The sequence below is a fragment of the Ruegeria sp. AF3 genome (assembly GCF_056536285.1).
The window spans coordinates 2,826,434-2,843,975 of record NZ_JBQFJM010000001.1 but is presented as its reverse complement, the minus strand read 5'-3'; the positions used below and the strand labels follow the sequence as shown (position 1 = coordinate 2,843,975).

The window sequence follows — 17,542 nt, the reverse complement described above, 5'->3', positions numbered from 1 at the left end:
GATGATCGCCAAGGGAAAGAGTTTGTTCACGGCTTGTTCGCGGGGATTTTTCACGTCTTTTTGCATTCAATTCTGAACAAAGATGCCGCTGCCCTGTAGGGCTGTTAACCCTCTGTCAAGTCCTGACCCGGATGCTGGTTCCATGGCTGCGGGAGTGGAACAGATGGAAGCGACGGAACTGGCGGGCGGGTCGTCACGGCTGAAACTTGTGGGTGTGACCTTGATTCTGATCGCGCTGACAGCGGCAGCGGGATGGGGCATCTATGCTGCCCCTGCCCCGGTTGTAGACCGCATGTTGGAATCGGACCTGCGAAAAGACGCCATGCGGTTAAGCCGTCAGGTCGAAAGCCATCTGAACAATCTGGATGCAACGTTTCGGTTCCATGAGTTGAACGAGCATGACGCGGAATTCCTGATGCTGTTGCCCGAAACCTCGGATATTTATCGGTTCAAGCTGTTTGACGCATCCGGTCAGGTGTTCTGGTCGACCCGTGCAAACGATATTGGGGCCGTAAATACAAAACCTTACTTCCAGTCGGTCGTCGCCGCCGGAAGGGTCTACTACAACCACGAAGAAAAGCCCGCGACAGAGGTTGATTCATTTGACAACGACCCCGCTAAGCGAACCGGCCCGGGCAGCCGCCATGTGGCCGAAGTCTATACGCCGATCACCGTGGATGGCGTATTCCTGGGCGCTATCGAGTTCTATTCGGACATCACCGATCTCAGGACCCTGTTCATTACCCGTGTGCGTTGGTCGTTGGTGTTTCTTAGCGGTGTCGCGCTGCTGGCACTGACCACTGTCATCCTGATTGTCCACCGCACCAACCGCCGCCAGATGCGTGATTTGCGCAAACGGGCCGTGAAAGAACGCGAACTGATGGGAGAGCAGCTTCGCCTGGCGCGCGAGGTGCGCCTGCTGGGCGAGTTGAACGAATGGCTGCAATCGAGCCGCTCACTGGATGAGCTTTTCGACATGGTGGCCCGCTTTATGACCCATATCCTGCCCGAGGCTGAGGGCAGCGTGTACGTCTATTCCAACTCGCGCGATGTGCTGGACGGGTGTGCCAGCTGGAACGGTGGAACGCATAAATCTCATATCCATCCGGAAGGATGCTGGGGTTTGAGGCGCGGCCGGACTTATGAGTTCGGTGCTTCTGAGATCGATTTTGTCTGCGAACATGCCGAACCGCATGACGGGCGGCCCTATTTCTGTTTTCCCATTCTGGCCCACGGGGAAACCGTTGGTCTGTTGCATCTGCGCGCGGCTGAGGGGCGAGAGGCCTGTTTCCATAAAAGCCGCAAGCTGGCGCAGCTGTGCGCCGAACAGATCAGCATGGCAATCGCCAATGTCCGTATGCGCGATCAGCTGCATGACCAATCGGTGCGCGACCCGCTGACCGGGCTGTTCAACCGCCGCCACATGACCGAGACATTGCGCAAGGCCATCAGCCGCAGCCAACAGACCGGCGCCGCACTGAGCCTGATTGCCGTGGACGTCGATCACTTCAAGAAATTCAACGACACGCATGGTCATGACGCCGGAGACATGGTGTTGCGCGCGGTCGGCGCGGCGCTGGAACAGGGTTGCGACCGGGACGAGATCGCCTGCCGCATCGGCGGCGAGGAATTCATGCTGATTCTGCCCGACAACAGCCCCGAAGATGCCATGACCCGTGCCGAGCAGTTGCGCCAGTCGGTCGAGGCGGTCATTGTCCGCTATGGTGAAAAGGCCCTGCCCCGTATCACAATCTCGGTCGGGGTCGCGCATTACCCCGCCCACGGCACCATGCCGCAGGATTTGATGCGTGCCGCGGATGATGCGCTGTATGTCGCCAAGGACAAGGGGCGCAATCAGGTTCACGTCGCCGCCGGGGCGCTGGTGCAGGCAAGGCTCGTTCCTGCAACGGGTAAACGCCCATCGCCGGAAGCCGCTTGAAAACCTTGCCGAATCGCCCCGCAGGCCGGATCAATCCTTATGGACCTGCACAGTACCTATCCCGGCATTCCCGATCTGAAACGCCGCGCACGCCGTCGGCTGCCGCACTTCGTGTGGGAATATATCGACAGTGGCACCGGGATTGAAACGACGCGGCATCGCAATCGAAAGGCGCTGGATGATGTCCGTCTGAGCCCCTCGATCCTGCATGGGGACCTTGAATTCGATACGTCAGTGAAAATCTTGGGCGTCACCTGTCCTTTGCCCTTCGGTATTGCGCCGATCGGGATGTCCGGTCTGGTCTGGCCTGATGCGGAGCGGTTGCTGGCACAGGCCGCCGCCAAAGCAGGCATTCCCTATTCGCTGTCGACGGTGGCCAGTCAGAGCCCAGAAGACCTGGCCCCCTATCTGGGCGAGACCGCGTGGTTCCAGCTGTATCCGCCAAGGGACCCCGAGATTCGCATGGACATGCTGAACCGGGCGCGCCGGGCGGGATTTCGAACTTTGGTTCTGACCGCTGACGTCCCTGTCGCCTCGCGCAGGGAGCGGCAAACACGCTCGGGCCTGCGGCAGCCGCCGAAACTGACACCGCGCCTGCTGGCACAGATCGTCCAAAGGCCCGCCTGGGCACTGGGCATGCTGCGCAGCGGCGTTCCACATATGCGCACACTGGACAAGTATATCGATGACCCCGGTGATCTGCCGCCGACGGCCCATGTCGGATACCTGCTGCGAACCTCTCCGAATCTGGATTACGTCAAATGGCTGCGCGATCATTGGGATGGGCCGTTTGTCGTGAAAGGCATCCTACGCCCCGAGGATGCGGACAGGCTGGGACAGGTGGGCGTGGACGCCCTGTGGGTGTCGAATCACGGGGGCCGACAGTTCGATGCAGCCCCGGCCAGCATCGAGATTCTTCCCGCGATCCGGAACGCGACGCGCCTGCCACTGATATTCGACAGCGGTGTCGAAGGCGGGCTGGATATCTTGCGCGCGCTGTCGCTGGGCGCGAATTTCGTCATGCTGGGGCGCGCTTTTTTGTACGGTCTTGCGGCACTTGGCGCAAAAGGCCCCGCGCATGTGATCGATATCCTGAGGCAGGATCTGCACGCGAATATGGGTCAGATGGGACTGGCCGATTTATGTCAGTTTGAGACGAAACGCTAAATTATTGATGCTGCAACGCGGCATCCCTATAAGTGTGCCGAGGCCAAAGGGCGTTTGCGAGCGATAACATGCCGGTTCTACCCAGAAGAACGGATGTACCTGTGCGTATTCTCCGCCCAATAAGACGCCCAAACACCAAAGACCGGGACCTGATATGACAGACTTCAACAAGATCCTGATCGCCAATCGCGGCGAGATTGCCATCCGCGTCATGCGCGCAGCAAACGAGATGGGCAAACGCACCGTCGCTGTTTACGCTGAAGAAGACAAACTGGGCCTGCACAGGTTCAAGGCGGACGAGGCCTATCAGATTGGCGAGGGCATGGGTCCGGTCGCGGCGTATCTGTCGATTGACGAGATCATCCGCGTGGCCAAACACTGCGGCGCGGATGCGATCCATCCGGGCTATGGCCTGCTGTCCGAAAACCCGGATTTCGTGGATGCCTGCGTCAAGAACGGCATCACCTTCATCGGCCCCCGGGCCGAGACCATGCGCGCATTGGGTGACAAGGCCAGCGCGCGGCGCGTGGCCATCGCGGCCGGTGTGCCTGTCATTCCGGCCACCGAGGTTCTGGGTGATGACATGGACGCGATCCGCAAGGAGGCCGCCGAGATCGGATACCCGCTGATGCTCAAGGCATCCTGGGGCGGCGGCGGGCGCGGGATGCGCCCGATCCAGTCGGAGGATGAGCTGGAAGAAAAGGTTCTGGAAGGCCGCCGCGAGGCTGAGGCCGCCTTTGGCAATGGCGAAGGCTATCTGGAAAAGATGATCATCCGTGCCCGCCATGTCGAGGTGCAGATCCTGGGCGACAAGCATGGTGAGATTTATCATCTGTACGAACGCGACTGCTCGGTCCAGCGCCGGAACCAGAAGGTCGTCGAACGTGCCCCTGCCCCTTACCTGAGCGAAGATCAGCGCGCCGAGATTTGCGAACTGGGCCGCAAGATCTGTGCCCATGTGAATTACGAATGCGCGGGCACTGTCGAGTTTCTGATGGATATGGAGACGGGCAAGTTCTACTTCATCGAGGTAAACCCGCGCGTACAGGTCGAACACACGGTCACCGAAGAGGTCACCGGGATCGACATCGTTCAGGCGCAGATCCTGATCGCCGAGGGCAAAACGCTGGCCGAGGCCACCGGCGCCGCCAGTCAGGCCGAGGTGCATCTGAACGGTCACGCGCTGCAGACACGGATCACCACAGAAGACCCGCAGAACAACTTCATCCCCGACTACGGGCGTATCACCGCCTACCGCTCGGCCACGGGCATGGGCATTCGTCTGGATGGCGGCACGGCCTATGCGGGCGGGGTGATTACGCGGTATTACGACTCGCTGCTGACAAAGGTCACTGCCTGGGCGCCGACACCCGAGAAGGCGATCAGCCGGATGGACCGCGCCCTGCGCGAGTTCCGTATTCGCGGCGTCAGCACCAATATCGATTTCGTCATCAACCTGCTGAAGCACCCGACCTTCCTGTCGAATGAATACACCACTAAGTTCATCGACACGACGCCGGATCTGTTTGCCTTCAAGCGCCGCCGCGACCGGGGCACCAAGGTTCTGACCTATATCGCCGATATCACGGTGAATGGTCATCCCGAAACCAAGGGCCGCCCCGAACCTCGTGCCGACCTGAAAGTCGCCAAGCCCCCCGCGCCGAAGGCCGAGCCGCGGATGGGCACGCGCAACCTGCTGGAGCAGAAAGGCCCGCAGGCCGTGGCGGACTGGATGAAAGCGCAGCGGCAGCTGCTGATCACCGACACCACTATGCGCGACGGACACCAGTCGCTGCTGGCGACCCGGATGCGGTCGATCGACATGATCAAGGTGGCGCCAACCTATGCCGCGAACCTGCCGCAGCTGTTCTCGGTCGAGTGCTGGGGCGGTGCGACGTTCGACGTGGCCTACCGCTTCCTGCAGGAATGCCCATGGCAGCGTCTGCGCGACCTGCGTGAGGCAATGCCGAACCTGATGACGCAGATGCTGCTGCGGGGTGCGAACGGGGTTGGTTACACCAATTACCCCGACAACGTGGTGCAGGAATTCGTGCGCCAGGCATCGAAAAACATTGATGTCTTCCGCGTCTTCGACTCGCTGAACTGGGTCGAGAACATGCGTGTTGCGATGGATGCTGTTATCGACAATGGCAAGATCTGCGAGGGCACCGTTTGTTATACCGGCGATATTCTGGATCCTGATCGCGCCAAATATAACCTGAAATACTATGTCGGCATGGCCAAGGAACTGCGCGACGCAGGCGCGCATATTCTGGGTCTGAAGGATATGGCGGGCCTGCTGAAACCAGCCTCGGCCAAGATTCTGATCCGGGCTCTGAAGGAAGAGGTTGGGTTGCCGATCCACTTCCACACCCATGACACGGCCGGCATCGCCAGCGCCACCATCCTTGCCGCCTCTGAGGCGGGTGTGGACGCGGTGGATTGCGCAATGGACAGCTTCAGCGGCAACACCTCCCAAGCGACGCTGGGCACCGTGGTCGAGGCCCTGCGCCACACCGACCGCGACACCGGGCTGGACATCAAGGCGATCCGCGAGATCAGCGATTACTTCGAGGCCGTGCGCGGTCAATATGCGGCCTTCGAATCGAGCCTGCAGGCCCCGGCGTCCGAGGTGTATCTGCACGAGATGCCGGGCGGTCAGTTCACCAACCTCAAGGCGCAGGCGCGCAGTCTGGGTCTGGAAGAGCGCTGGCACGAGGTCGCGCAGATGTACGCCGATGTGAACCAGATGTTCGGCGATATCGTAAAGGTAACGCCGTCGTCGAAAGTTGTTGGCGACATGGCCCTGATGATGGTCAGTCAGGGCCTGACCCGCGAGCAGGTCGAGGATCCGGCGACGGATGTGGCCTTTCCCGACTCGGTCGTCGACATGATGCGCGGCAATCTGGGTCAGCCTCCGGGCGGATTCCCGAACACCATCATCAAGAAGGTGCTGAAGGACGAGGCCCCCAACACCCAGCGCCCCGGCAAGGACGTGCCTGCCGTCGATCTTGAAGCCACCCGCGCCGAGCTGTCCAAGCAGTTGGAAGGCAAAGAGGTCGATGACGAGGATCTGAACGGGTACCTGATGTATCCCAAGGTGTTTCTGGATTACATGGGCCGTCACCGGATTTACGGCCCGGTCCGTACCCTTCCCACGCGCACCTTCTTTTACGGCATGGAGCCCGGCGAAGAGATCACGGCCGAGATCGACCCCGGCAAGACGCTGGAAATCCGGTGTCAGGCCATCGGCGAGACGGATGAAAAAGGCGAGGTCAAGGTGTTCTTCGAACTCAACGGCCAGCCGCGTGTGATCCGGGTGCCGAACCGGATGGTCACATCAACCACACAGGCGCGCCCAAAGGCCGAGGTCGGCAACCCCGATCATGTCGGTGCGCCGATGCCGGGTGTTGTGGCCACGGTTACCGTCACCGCAGGCCAGCAGGTCAAGGAAGGCGACATGCTGCTGACCATCGAGGCAATGAAGATGGAAACCGGTATCCATGCCGAGCGTGATGCGACGGTCAAAGCCGTGCATATCCAGCCCGGCGGCCAGATTGACGCAAAGGACCTTCTGATCGAACTGGAATAAGCCATAAAACAATCTAATGTTCATCAGGCCGTGCGGGAGACCGCACGGCCTTTTTCTATGATTGAGCGGAGACCCATTATGCTTGCAATCACCCCGATCTATGCGGCCCTGGTCGCAATTCTCTACGTCACACTCAGCGTCAAAGTGATCCTGCAACGACGCAGCGATAAGATCTCGGTCGGGGATGGTGGCAGCAAGCTGATGATCAAGGCGATACGGACACACTCGAACTGCGCCGAATACGCCCCGATTTCCCTGCTGCTGATTGCCATGGTTGAGCTTCAGGGCGCGGCCGGAATATTGGTCCATCTGCTGGGGCTGATGTTGCTGGCGGGGCGTCTTTTGCATGCGTACGGATTTGGGCGAACGCCGCAGATCGTCATCCTGCGGCAGGCCGGCATGAGCCTGACGTTCCTCGCCATTCTGGGGGCGGCTTTCGCAAACCTGATTCTGGCGCTTTAGGCCGTCTGGCGGGTGTTACCCTGCCAGAACGGTTGTTTCGATCTGCGGTGCACCCAGCAGAACCGGTGTGAACTGATCATGTTCATGCAGGTCCGGCTTCAGGATGGCAGCGCCGATCAGAATCATCGCGGCAAGTGTCACGATCTTCAGGTCTGCAACGGATATCATGACGGCACCTCCTGCCTGTGTTTTACTGATTTGCATTACGGGTTGAACGGATCACGGGCCGGATTCCGTCGAAAAGATTTTTCCCGCTTTTTGTGTTTTTCCGCTTGCAGCCCCGCGTGGGAATTTATACATCCCTCCTCACTCAACGGCGCGGGCGTAGCTCAGGGGTAGAGCATAACCTTGCCAAGGTTAGGGTCGGGCGTTCGAATCGCCTCGCCCGCTCCATTGAGAGGTCTTCGGACCACATATGTATCTGATGCGGGCGTAGCTCAGGGGTAGAGCATAACCTTGCCAAGGTTAGGGTCGGGCGTTCGAATCGCCTCGCCCGCTCCAGATACCAAACCTTCCAAACATGCTGGTTCTTCTGCCCCGGTTGCGGCATTCTGAATGCAATTCGCAACACGGGATGTTCGCATGTCTGATTATGTTATCCGCCCCTTGTCCGCTGATGAGTTGCAGGAGGCTGTGGATTGGGCCGGGCGCGAGGGGTGGAATCCGGGTCGTCACGATGCCGAGTGCTTTCGTACAACTGATCCCGATGGGTTCTTGGGAGGTTTTCTGGATGGCGAATTGATCGCGTCTGTCTCGGCGGTGAACTACGACGATGATTTTGCCTTTTTGGGTTTCTACATCGTCAAGCCAGAATACAGACACCATGGCCACGGGCTTGAGGTTGCGCAGCACGCGCTGGCCCACTGTGCCGGGCGCAACATGGGTCTGGATGGCGTGGTCGAGCAGCAGGACAACTACCGGAAATCCGGGTTCACCTTTGCCTATAACAACTACCGCTTTTCAGGGCGGGTTGCAGATATCCTAGGCGCGCTGGCACCGACCGCTGGTGTTGATGTGCTGAGCACCGTTTCAGATGCGTTAAGGGACTATGATCGTCAGCTTTTCCCCGCCCGGCGCGATGCGTTCCTGCATGGTTGGCTGAGCGCAAGCGGCCATGTGTCCCGCGTGTTTACCGAAGACGGGCAGATCAAAGGCTATGCCACGCTGCGCCCCTGTCGGACCGGATACAAGGTCGGGCCGCTGTTTGCGGACCGCGCCGACATTGCCGAAGCACTGCTTGCAAGCGTATTAAAAGCTCTGCCCGAAGATCAAAGCGGGCAAGAGGTGTTCATCGACATGCCACAACCCAACAGTGCCGCCTTTGCACTGGCCGACAGGCTGGGCCTTGCGAAAGTGTTCGAAACGGCCCGGATGTATTCCGGCGATCAGCCGGATATCGACCTGAGCCGCATCTATGGCGTGACAACGTTTGAGTTGGGTTAAAACGCCTTGAACGTCATTGTCGTCAGCGAGCGTTCGATATCGGGAATCACCAGCAGGTGCTCGTTGATGAAATGGCCCACATCCTCGGCTTCGGGGATGTAGAGCTTGAGCATCAGATCAAACTCACCGCTGGTGGAGTAAAGCTCTGAATGTATTTCGCGCAGGGCGATTTCCTCGGCGACCTTGTAGGTGGTGCCGGGTTTGCAGCGGATCTGGATGAATACGCAGGTGGACATGGCTTGGCCCTGTTGGTTCATGTTGTCTGCAAGCTGACATGGTGCCGGGCCGGGTGCAATCCCTTGCAACAGTTTGCAGCGATTGCAACGCATGGTCTGGATCAACCCGCCCCACCCCGTCTATAAGCGCGCCTGTAGCAAAAGGATTTCGCCCATGCGCACCGCTTCGATCAGCCGCAAAACCGCCGAAACCGATATTTCGGTCGAGGTCAATCTGGATGGCACCGGCACCTATGACAATCAGACCGGCGTCGGGTTCTTTGACCATATGCTGGACCAGCTGGCGCGCCACTCGTTGATCGACATGACGATCCGCGCCAAGGGCGACTATCACATCGACGATCACCACACGGTCGAGGATACCGGCATCGCGCTGGGTCAGGCCTTGACACAGGCCCTGGGCGACAAGAAGGGTATCCGACGCTATGGCGAATGCCATCTTCCGATGGATGACGCGCAGGTGCGCTGTGCGCTGGACCTGTCGGGCCGCCCGTTCCTGATCTGGAATGTCGATCTGCCGACGCAAAAGATCGGCACGTTCGACACGGAACTGGTGCGCGAGTTTTTTCAGGCGCTCAGCACCCATGGCGGCATCACCCTGCATATCGACCAGTTGCACGGGTTCAACAGCCACCACATCGCCGAGGCCGCGTTTAAGGCCGTTGCGCGTGCCCTGCGGGATGCGGTTGAGACCGATCCGCGCAAAGCGGATGCGATTCCGTCGACCAAGGGCGCGCTGTAGATGCTGACAGCCATCATCGACTATGAAAGCGGCAATCTGCATTCAGCGGAAAAGGCGTTTCAACGCATGGCGCAAGAGGTCGGCGCTGGTGACGTTGTCGTCACCTCTGACGCGGATGTGGTTGCGCGTGCGGACCGACTGGTTCTGCCCGGTGATGGTGCCTTCCCGGCCTGTGCCGCCGAGCTGCGCGGCCATAAGGGTATTTATGACGCGATGGTCGAGGCGGTCGAACAGAAGGGCCGCCCTTTTCTGGGCATCTGCGTTGGCATGCAGCTTATGGCAACCAAAGGCCATGAATACAGCGAAACGGATGGTCTGGGCTGGGTGGCAGGCGATGTTGTTCGGATCGAACCGTCAGATGCCGCGCTGAAAGTGCCGCATATGGGCTGGAACGAACTGGTTCTGGAAAGCGATCATCCAGTTTTCAACGGGGTGAAATCAGGCGATCACACCTATTTCGTCCATTCCTACCACTTCCGTGTAAGCAACCCGGCGCAGCGGTTGGCTTATGTGGAATATGGGCAGGACGTCACGGCCGTGATTGGCCGCGACACGATGGTTGGGATGCAGTTTCACCCCGAGAAAAGCCAGGATGTTGGCCTGCGCATGCTGGGCAACTTCCTGACCTGGAAGCCCTGAGGCTTACTGAACCCGCGTCCAGGTTTGCCCGCGACAGATCAGGCCGCCCGCCACGCATCCCTTGACGGTCAGCTTGTTCTGGCCGTCCAGTGACATCTTCGAGTTGTAGGTTTTGTCCCGGTCGGGGGCCCAGATTTTACCACTGTCATAGCTGCCGCCCCCTTCGGGAACCATGTCCCAGATGATCTTTTTGCCAAGGTTCTCATATTCCAGCTGCTGGTTGCCATCGGCGTCGAACGCGCTGTCGATGGTGCCGCAGATCGCACTGCCGCATTCGGCAATCGTCACATGCAGATAGCCACCCGTGTCGCCCGGCGCGGTTTTCCACAGGCCGTCAACCGGATCGTCTGCAAAAGCAGCTGTAGCAAGCAGCATCAGGCCCGCGGAAAGAGTAAAAGTCTTCATGATTTTCTCCCTGTTTTGAAGGCAGTCTGACCCGCCAGTGGGCGACGGGCAAGAATGACCCAGCGTCGCGTTGCATCCCCTGCCCTGCTTGTGCGATATCCCGCTCGTGTAACAGTGATATAGGGCCGCCCGACATGATCCTCTACCCCGCCATCGACCTCAAAGACGGCAATGCCGTACGCCTGCTGCGTGGTGAAATGGACAAGGCCACCGTGTTCAACGAAGACCCGGCCGCTCAGGCCCGTGCTTTTGTCGAGGCAGGGTGCGAATGGCTGCATCTGGTCGACCTGAACGGCGCATTCGCAGGCGAGCCGGTCAACGCAGCGCCGGTTGAGGCAATTCTGAAAGCGTGCAAGGTGCCTGCGCAACTGGGCGGCGGCATCCGTGACATGGCCACGATCGAAACCTGGATCGAGAAAGGGCTGGCGCGGGTCATTTTGGGCACTGTCGCTGTCGAAAACCCCGACCTTGTCCGCGAAGCAGCCAAAGCCTTTCCCGGCAAGGTCGCCGTCGGCATCGACGCACGCAACGGCATGGTGGCCACCAAGGGCTGGGCCGAAGAGACCGACGTTCAGGTCACCGATCTGGCCCGTAGTTTCGAAGACGCAGGCGTTGCGGCAATCATCTACACCGATATCAATCGCGACGGTGCCATGCAAGGCCCGAACATCGAAGCGACCGCTGCCCTTGCACAGGCCGTTTCCATCCCGGTGATCGCCTCGGGCGGTGTCAGTTCGCTGGACGACCTGATCGCCCTGCGCGATTGCGGCGTTGCGCTGAACGGCGCGATTTCAGGTCGGGCGCTTTATGATGGCGCGATTGATCTGGCCGAGGCCATCCACGCCCTGTCGTGATCGGTTATTGCGCGGCTGCGGCGGTCAGCTTGGCCAGCGCACCGCGCATCTTTTCGATGACCGGTGATTTGTCGACATCGTTCAGATCGTCCAATGTCTCTTTCGGGTCTTCATAGATCAGCCACACCTGGCCATTGGCGTCTTCGTAAGCCTGCACCTTGAGAGGCAGAAACAGCCCGGCACGCGGGTCGATCTGCATGGCTGGCGTACCCAGCGCAGGGTTGCCGAAAATCAGTACCTGATTGGCGGGAATGGGCGTGCCGATCTTTTCCGCCCCGGCCGCGTGGTCGATGCGGGCAAACACGGTTGCGCCTGCATTTCCGACGGCAGCTTCAAGCGCGTCCAGCGCCTCGGCCACGGATTTGTCGGTTTGAACCTTGATCAGATCATCAGCCATAGCGGTCAGCGCGCCTCCGAACGAAAAAACACAAGCCAGTATCAGTCTACGCATATCGATATTCCTTCTGTGAAATTCACTCCAATTTTCACAGATTTGAGACCGCTCACAATCACAAGTCTGGCATCGGCAAGGCTTTGCCAGAATTGAAAACGCCCATTTTACCCTTGCTTTCGAGAACAATCCAACCAGAAGCCAAACATTTTACTGCGTTGAGCCATAATTCGGGCGGAATCTCCGCTTAACTCCTTCGTCAAACACAACAACCCGGGTGGCAAACGTGAGTATTTCCAACCTAGACGTTCCCAAAACGTCCAGATTCGGATCGGCAACCATTGCGATCTTCTGTGCGGCGGTTTTCACAAGCGCCAGTCTGCTGTTCTTTGTCCAGCCGCTTTTTGCCAAACTGGTTCTTCCCAAAATCGGCGGTGCCCCGGCGGTCTGGACAACCGCAATGCTGTTTTTTCAAGTGGTGCTGATAATCGGGTATGTTTACGCGCACCTGTTGACCAAGTTTCTGCCCCTGCGCTGGCAGATCATCACCCATTTTGCCTTCTGGGTGGCGGCGCTGACTTTCCTGCCGCTGTCCACCCGCGAAAGCTGGAGCTATGACGCTTCGACCTCGACCGCGCTGCAAACGCTTGGCCTTTTCGCCGTAGGTGTGGGTGTACCTTTTGCGGTATTGTCGGCAAATGCGCCCCTGTTGCAGGCCTGGTACGCCAAGTCGGGCGGGCCTTCGGCGGATGATCCGTATTTCCTTTACAGCGCCAGCAATGTCGGATCCTTGCTGGCGCTGTTGGCCTTCCCCCTGGTTGCAGACCCGTTTTTTGGCGCTGCCGAGATCAGCCACGCCTGGCTGGTCGGCTTCGTGCTGTTCGGCGCGCTTTTGCTTGGCAGTGGCATGATCGCCTTGCGGGGATCACAGCATACAAAATCGTCGGTTCAAACGGCGCTTAAGGCCAGTTTTCCCACCCTGCGGCAAATCGCTGTCTGGGTGTTCGTCGCCTTCATTCCCTCTTCCTTGATGCTATCCTTTACAACGCGGGTCAGTACGGATCTGGGTGCTCTCCCGCTGATCTGGGTAGTGCCACTGGCAGTCTACATCCTGTCCTTCATCATCGCCTTCGCCAAATGGAAGCACCTGACGCTTGACGCCTTGAACCTTCCCATGCTGGCGGCATTGGCAGCGGGTGTCGTACTGGTGTCCGACGTGGTCAGCGAGCATGACGCGCCGGTGGTTATTCTGCTCTATGTCCCGGTGTTGTTCGTCATCGCTCTTTATGCGCACCGCCTGCTTTACGACATGCGCCCATCCGCCGAGCAGTTGACCGTGTTCTACATCGCCCTTTCCGTGGGCGGAGCGATTGGCGGGCTGTTCAACTCGATCCTTGCACCGATTGCCTTCACACGTGAGTTGGAGGTGCCAATCACCATGATCCTGGCCGGAGGATTGTTCCTTGTCCGCGCACCGGGATTTGCCTTTCGCCACGTCATCATGGGCATCGCGGCAAGTGTTTTCATCTTCGTCATCGCAGGTGCGACACGCGGCGTCGCGGCCCTGAGCGCGGACATCCCGCGTGCAGGTGCCCTGTTCGTGCTGATATTCGGAGTGCTGTACCTGTTCCGGGCACAGGCCATGCGTATCCCTGTGGTTCTTACCGTCGTTCTGCTGCCCGCATTTGCGGTAAAGAACAATCCTGTGTTCGAAGATCGCAGCTTTTTCGGCGTGCATTCGGTGTATTCAAGCGAGGGCTACCGCGTCTACAAGAACGGCACCACGGTGCATGGCTGGCAACGCGAATCCGAATATGGCACTCGGCCCACACCGCTGTCCTATTATCACCCCGAAGGACCGATGGCACAGGTCATCACGTCGGACTTCGGCAAGCAATCCAACAGCATCGGAATTGTCGGTCTGGGAACAGGTGCACTGGCCTGCTATCGGCAGCCTTCGCAAAACTGGGACTTCTTCGAGATCGACGCGACCGTAGACCAGATCGCACGCGATCCTTCACTGTTCACCTATCTGTCGGATTGCACGCCCGATTCCAAAACCCATCTGGGTGACGCCCGGATCGTTCTGAAGCAAAAGCCTTTTGCCTTCGATATCCTGGTTTTGGATGCGTACAGCTCGGACGCGATTCCGCTTCACCTGATCACACGCGAGGCGGTAGAGATGTATACCAGCCGCCTGACTGACGATGGGGTTCTGGTGTTCCACATCACAAACCGGTTCTACGATCTGGTCCAGCCTTTGGCCCGAATTGCCGACAGCTTGAACCTGACCGCAGCGCATCAGCGGCTGGCCGTGGGTGAAGAGCAGGTTGAAACCGGAGCCGCCACCAGCAGCGTTGTGATCCTGAGCCCCGACAAATCCCGAATTGAGAATTTTGCGCAGGATGGAAATTGGCGAATTGTCGAGACCGACGGAGCGCTGCCATGGACCGATGACAAGGCAAACCTGCTTTCGGCGCTGACGCTGCTGAAGAACCGGGATCACTAAGCCCCCCGCGCCGCCCATGGCCATTGCTACCAGGGCCAAGGATGGCAAAACGTCTGTGGCATCGGCAGCGCTTTGTCGGTAAAGGTCCGGCAACGAAGGACGATCAGATGCTGAAAACCCGGATCATTCCCTGCCTTGATGTTGCTGATGGCCGTGTGGTCAAAGGCGTGAATTTCGTGGGCCTGCGCGATGCGGGCGACCCGGTGGAATCGGCCAAAGCCTATGATGCAGCTGGAGCGGACGAGATCTGCTTTCTCGACATTCACGCGACCCATGAGAATCGCGGCACCATGTTCGATGTGGTACAGCGCACGGCGGAACAGTGTTTCGTGCCGCTGACCGTGGGCGGTGGGGTGCGAACAAAAGACGATGTGCGCGCCTTGCTGCTGGCGGGGGCGGACAAGGTCAGCTTCAACTCGGCCGCGGTTGCCAACCCGGACGTGATTGCCGAAGCGGCAGATCAGTTCGGCAGTCAATGCATTGTCTGCGCCATCGACGCCAAGACCGTCAGCCCCGGCAAGTGGGAAATCTTTACCCATGGCGGGCGCAAACCCACCGGCATTGATGCGGTTGCCTTTGCAAGAGCCGTGGTCGCCAAGGGGGCCGGTGAAATCCTGCTGACCTCAATGGACCGCGACGGCACCAAATCCGGGTTCAACCTGCCGCTGACCCGCGCCATTTCCGACGCGGTAGATGTGCCCGTGATCGCCTCGGGCGGTGTTGGCACTCTGGACCATCTGGTCGAGGGCGTCACCAAGGGCGGCGCAAGCGCCGTATTGGCGGCATCGATTTTCCATTTCGGCGAATACACCATCCGCGAGGCCAAGGAACATATGGTCGCAGCTGGCATCCCCATGAGGTTGACATGAGCATCTTGCACGATCTGGCCGCCACGATCGAGGCACGCAAGGGGGCTGATCCCGACAGCAGCTGGACGGCCAAGCTACTTGCGAAAGGCCCTGAGAAATGCGCCGAGAAATTTGGTGAAGAGGCCATAGAGGCCATCATCGAAGCCGTAAAAGGGGATCAGGTTAAGCTGACCTCGGAAGCGGCGGACGTGTTGTATCACCTTCTGGTCATGCTGGCCGCGCGGGACGTGGCGCTGGATGATGTTCTGGCCGAGCTGGACCGCCGTCAGGGCACCAGTGGTATCGCCGAAAAGGCTGCCCGCCCCAAAGGGTAAGGCCCGGGTTCCGCACCGTCGCCTGTGCCGTTATAATCGGATGCCAGACTGTCAGGCTGAAGGCGCGATATGATCCGAGTTTTGATGCTTGTGGCAACCCTTGCCATCGTGGCTGGCTGCACCCCGCCGCCGCGCTCGACCGGGGATGAGGTGCAGCGGCTCGCCTCGGAGATTCAGGGCCTTGGCCCGGATATCGACCCCGAGGAGGCCCGACGCGCGGCGGGAATTGCTTACGCCTATACCGCCCAGCTGGTCGAGGAATACCAGATCACAGACCCGCCCCTGATCCATAATATGAAGGTCAACAAGGGGCTGCGCCCGCGTGGGCTGTGCTGGCATTGGGCCGAGGATATCGAGCGGCGGCTGAAACAGGAAAACTTCCGGACGCTGGATCTGCACCGTGCCATCGCAAACGCGGACAACCCGACGCGGATCGACCACAGCACCGCAATCATCAGCCGTAAAGGCGCGACGCTGTATGACGGTGTCGTATTGGACCCGTGGCGTTATGGCGGCGTGTTGTTCTGGTCTCCGCTGGTCGAGGATACCCGGTATGACTGGGTCCCGCGCGACGTGGTGCTGGAAAAGCGGCGGAAGGAACAGGTCGCCCGCCTGAAACCTTACGTCCCCGCCAAACCCTAAAGCTTGGACGAAATGATCCCGGTCGAAAATCCACCCATGCGCAATTCGCCAAACAGGCGCTGATATTCAATTTTGGGGCAGCGGTTCATCACCACATCGACCCCACGGGCCTTGGCCTTTGCCGCCGCTTCAGGGTGTTCCACACCAATCTGCATCCAGATCGTACCGAGCGACGGAAACGCATCCAGCGCCTCGTCCACAATAGGTGGCACGGCCTCGGACCGCCGAAAAATGTCCACCATGTCCACAGGCTCGGAAATTTCTGACAGGCTGCCGCAAACCGTCTGACCAAACAGGTCATTGCCCGCGTGGCCCGGATTGACGGGAATCACCTTGAACCCTTTCAGCGACAAATAGCGCGCCACGTAATAGCTGGGTCGCACCGGGTTCATGGAAACGCCGACAACGGCCACCGTCTTGGTGCGTTGCAAAATGGCCTTGAGGTACTGATCGGAATAATCTGGCATGCCCTATCCTTAACAGCGTTCCAAAAAGAAAAAAGCGCCCAAGAAAGCTTGGGCGCCAGTTGTTGGAACGAGGGACAGTGAAATGACCCGCGGCAGTTCCGTTCCGCGGTCACTGTGACATTTAAGCATGGATCTATTAAAAAAAAGAGGGGCAGCGCATTTTTGTGATGACTTTTCACAATTAGCTGAACTTTACCTATCTTCCGTAAAGAATTGCGGGCCAATTTTCTTCGGCCATCGCAATGTACCCTGTTTGATCCTGCTGCCAGATTTCCTCGACCTCGGGCGAATGCGTCAGGTAAAGACGCCCATCGACCACCTGCCACGCATTGGGATCTGTGCTTTTCAGCACGCCCATCGCCATCCCGTACGAGCAATAGCCGCCGAACTGCGGCGCAAAGGCGCGCGGATTGCCCTCGAAGAGCTCACGATTTGTCTGCGATTTGAAATGCCACCGGGCACCTTTCCACATGACCGCATTTTCGGGCACCCCTTTTGAGGGCGCATCGCTGCCAAAATATGACACGGGATCATACCCCGCCAACGCCACACCATCAGTGGCGTAATACACGGGTTTGTCCTGCGCAAATACGGCAGGGGCAAGCAGCACAGTGCTCAGCGAGCAAAGAAGAGTACGTCGGTTCAGCATCGTCACATTGGAATCTGCACATTCAAGACCATCAAGATGCAACTTTTCGCGCTTTTCGAAACCCCTGTTGACGCGGTTGTGAATGAGTGTCCGCCAATTGAAACTTAGTCAAAGACGTCTTCGATCACGTCCCATGCTTCATCGAACACGCGCGCAAGCATGGTCTTTTTCCTCTTTTTGCGCTTTGTTTTCCGAGGGGCAGTATGAGACACAGCGGCGCGC

General features: G+C 59.1%; 18 protein-coding genes and 2 tRNA genes. 14 read left to right on the top strand and 6 right to left on the bottom strand.

Annotated features, from left to right (window positions below):
• Positions 1-142: 142 nt before the first annotated feature.
• The 4 genes from ACR3FC_RS14335 to ACR3FC_RS14320 all read left to right on the top strand — a co-directional run bounded on the left by ACR3FC_RS14335 (position 143) and on the right by ACR3FC_RS14320 (position 7,160).
• Positions 143-1,939 (top strand): sensor domain-containing diguanylate cyclase, encoded by a 1,797-nt coding sequence (locus ACR3FC_RS14335; RefSeq protein ID WP_480475915.1) that lies wholly within the window; start codon positions 143-145, stop codon positions 1,937-1,939.
• Positions 1,940-1,978: 39 nt separating this feature from the next.
• On the top strand, positions 1,979-3,106 hold the full coding sequence (locus tag ACR3FC_RS14330) for an alpha-hydroxy acid oxidase (protein ID WP_480475913.1): 1,128 nt from the start codon (positions 1,979-1,981) through the stop codon (positions 3,104-3,106).
• Between the two features lie 154 nt (positions 3,107-3,260).
• On the top strand, positions 3,261-6,698 hold the full coding sequence (locus ACR3FC_RS14325; RefSeq protein ID WP_480475911.1) for a pyruvate carboxylase: 3,438 nt from the start codon (positions 3,261-3,263) through the stop codon (positions 6,696-6,698).
• A 78-nt stretch (positions 6,699-6,776) separates the two neighbouring features.
• Positions 6,777-7,160 carry an MAPEG family protein gene (locus tag ACR3FC_RS14320; RefSeq protein WP_480475909.1) on the top strand — a complete coding sequence of 128 codons (384 nt, stop codon included), beginning with the start codon at positions 6,777-6,779 and terminating at the stop codon, positions 7,158-7,160.
• Positions 7,161-7,175: 15 nt separating this feature from the next.
• Here ACR3FC_RS14320 and ACR3FC_RS14315 read toward each other — a convergent pair whose 3' ends face one another.
• Positions 7,176-7,328, bottom strand: a complete 153-nt coding sequence (locus ACR3FC_RS14315) for a hypothetical protein (protein WP_480475907.1) — start codon at positions 7,326-7,328, stop codon at positions 7,176-7,178.
• 150 nt (positions 7,329-7,478) lie between these two features.
• Between ACR3FC_RS14315 and ACR3FC_RS14310 the strand changes: the two genes are divergently transcribed.
• The 3 genes from ACR3FC_RS14310 to ACR3FC_RS14300 all read left to right on the top strand — a co-directional run bounded on the left by ACR3FC_RS14310 (position 7,479) and on the right by ACR3FC_RS14300 (position 8,603).
• Positions 7,479-7,553, top strand: a tRNA-Gly gene (locus ACR3FC_RS14310).
• A 33-nt stretch (positions 7,554-7,586) separates the two neighbouring features.
• Positions 7,587-7,661: transfer RNA gene (locus ACR3FC_RS14305), tRNA-Gly, on the top strand.
• A gap of 81 nt (positions 7,662-7,742) precedes the next feature.
• The gene (locus ACR3FC_RS14300; protein ID WP_480475905.1) at positions 7,743-8,603 is read left to right on the top strand and encodes a GNAT family N-acetyltransferase; all 861 of its coding nucleotides are present in this window, start codon (positions 7,743-7,745) and stop codon (positions 8,601-8,603) included.
• Here ACR3FC_RS14300 and ACR3FC_RS14295 read toward each other — a convergent pair.
• Positions 8,600-8,839 carry an Lrp/AsnC family transcriptional regulator gene (locus ACR3FC_RS14295; RefSeq protein ID WP_480476926.1) on the bottom strand — a complete coding sequence of 80 codons (240 nt, stop codon included), beginning with the start codon at positions 8,837-8,839 and terminating at the stop codon, positions 8,600-8,602. The genes ACR3FC_RS14300 and ACR3FC_RS14295 overlap by 4 nt on opposite strands.
• Positions 8,840-8,993: 154 nt before the next feature.
• Between ACR3FC_RS14295 and hisB the strand changes: the two genes are divergently transcribed.
• A complete protein-coding gene (gene hisB, locus ACR3FC_RS14290) occupies positions 8,994-9,581 on the top strand; it encodes an imidazoleglycerol-phosphate dehydratase HisB (RefSeq protein WP_480475903.1) in 588 nt (195 codons plus the stop codon).
• Positions 9,582-10,220, top strand: a complete 639-nt coding sequence (gene hisH / locus ACR3FC_RS14285; RefSeq protein ID WP_480475901.1) for an imidazole glycerol phosphate synthase subunit HisH — start codon at positions 9,582-9,584, stop codon at positions 10,218-10,220.
• A gap of 3 nt (positions 10,221-10,223) precedes the next feature.
• On the opposite strand, the gene ACR3FC_RS14280 is transcribed toward hisH, so the two are convergent.
• The gene (locus tag ACR3FC_RS14280) at positions 10,224-10,625 is read right to left on the bottom strand and encodes a DUF2147 domain-containing protein (protein ID WP_480475899.1); all 402 of its coding nucleotides are present in this window, start codon (positions 10,623-10,625) and stop codon (positions 10,224-10,226) included.
• A 134-nt stretch (positions 10,626-10,759) separates the two neighbouring features.
• On the opposite strand from ACR3FC_RS14280, the gene hisA reads away from it, so the two are divergent.
• A complete protein-coding gene (hisA, locus tag ACR3FC_RS14275; RefSeq protein ID WP_480475897.1) occupies positions 10,760-11,479 on the top strand; it encodes a 1-(5-phosphoribosyl)-5-[(5-phosphoribosylamino)methylideneamino]imidazole-4-carboxamide isomerase in 720 nt (239 codons plus the stop codon).
• 4 nt (positions 11,480-11,483) lie between these two features.
• Here the strand turns inward: hisA and ACR3FC_RS14270 are convergent, their stop codons facing one another.
• Positions 11,484-11,930, bottom strand: a complete 447-nt coding sequence (locus ACR3FC_RS14270) for a DUF302 domain-containing protein (RefSeq protein WP_480475895.1) — start codon at positions 11,928-11,930, stop codon at positions 11,484-11,486.
• Positions 11,931-12,156: 226 nt separating this feature from the next.
• Here ACR3FC_RS14270 and ACR3FC_RS14265 point away from each other — a divergent pair, with 226 nt between their 5' ends.
• From ACR3FC_RS14265 to ACR3FC_RS14250, 4 genes are all read left to right on the top strand, one after another.
• Positions 12,157-14,379, top strand: a complete 2,223-nt coding sequence (locus tag ACR3FC_RS14265) for a fused MFS/spermidine synthase (protein WP_480475893.1) — start codon at positions 12,157-12,159, stop codon at positions 14,377-14,379.
• Between the two features lie 107 nt (positions 14,380-14,486).
• Entirely contained in the window at positions 14,487-15,248 is a 762-nt protein-coding gene (hisF, locus tag ACR3FC_RS14260) for an imidazole glycerol phosphate synthase subunit HisF (RefSeq protein WP_480476924.1), read from the top strand.
• Positions 15,245-15,562 carry a phosphoribosyl-ATP diphosphatase gene (locus ACR3FC_RS14255; protein ID WP_480475891.1) on the top strand — a complete coding sequence of 106 codons (318 nt, stop codon included), beginning with the start codon at positions 15,245-15,247 and terminating at the stop codon, positions 15,560-15,562. Before hisF ends, ACR3FC_RS14255 begins: the two co-directional genes overlap by 4 nt.
• A 69-nt stretch (positions 15,563-15,631) precedes the next feature.
• A complete protein-coding gene (locus ACR3FC_RS14250; protein ID WP_480475889.1) occupies positions 15,632-16,204 on the top strand; it encodes a hypothetical protein in 573 nt (190 codons plus the stop codon).
• Here the strand turns inward: ACR3FC_RS14250 and ACR3FC_RS14245 are convergent.
• Complete coding sequence (locus ACR3FC_RS14245) at positions 16,201-16,671, bottom strand: CoA-binding protein (protein WP_480475887.1); 471 nt, start codon at positions 16,669-16,671, stop codon at positions 16,201-16,203. The genes ACR3FC_RS14250 and ACR3FC_RS14245 overlap by 4 nt on opposite strands.
• A 196-nt stretch (positions 16,672-16,867) precedes the next feature.
• Entirely contained in the window at positions 16,868-17,320 is a 453-nt protein-coding gene (locus ACR3FC_RS14240; protein ID WP_480475885.1) for a YHS domain-containing (seleno)protein, read from the bottom strand.
• Positions 17,321-17,542: the final 222 nt, after the last annotated feature.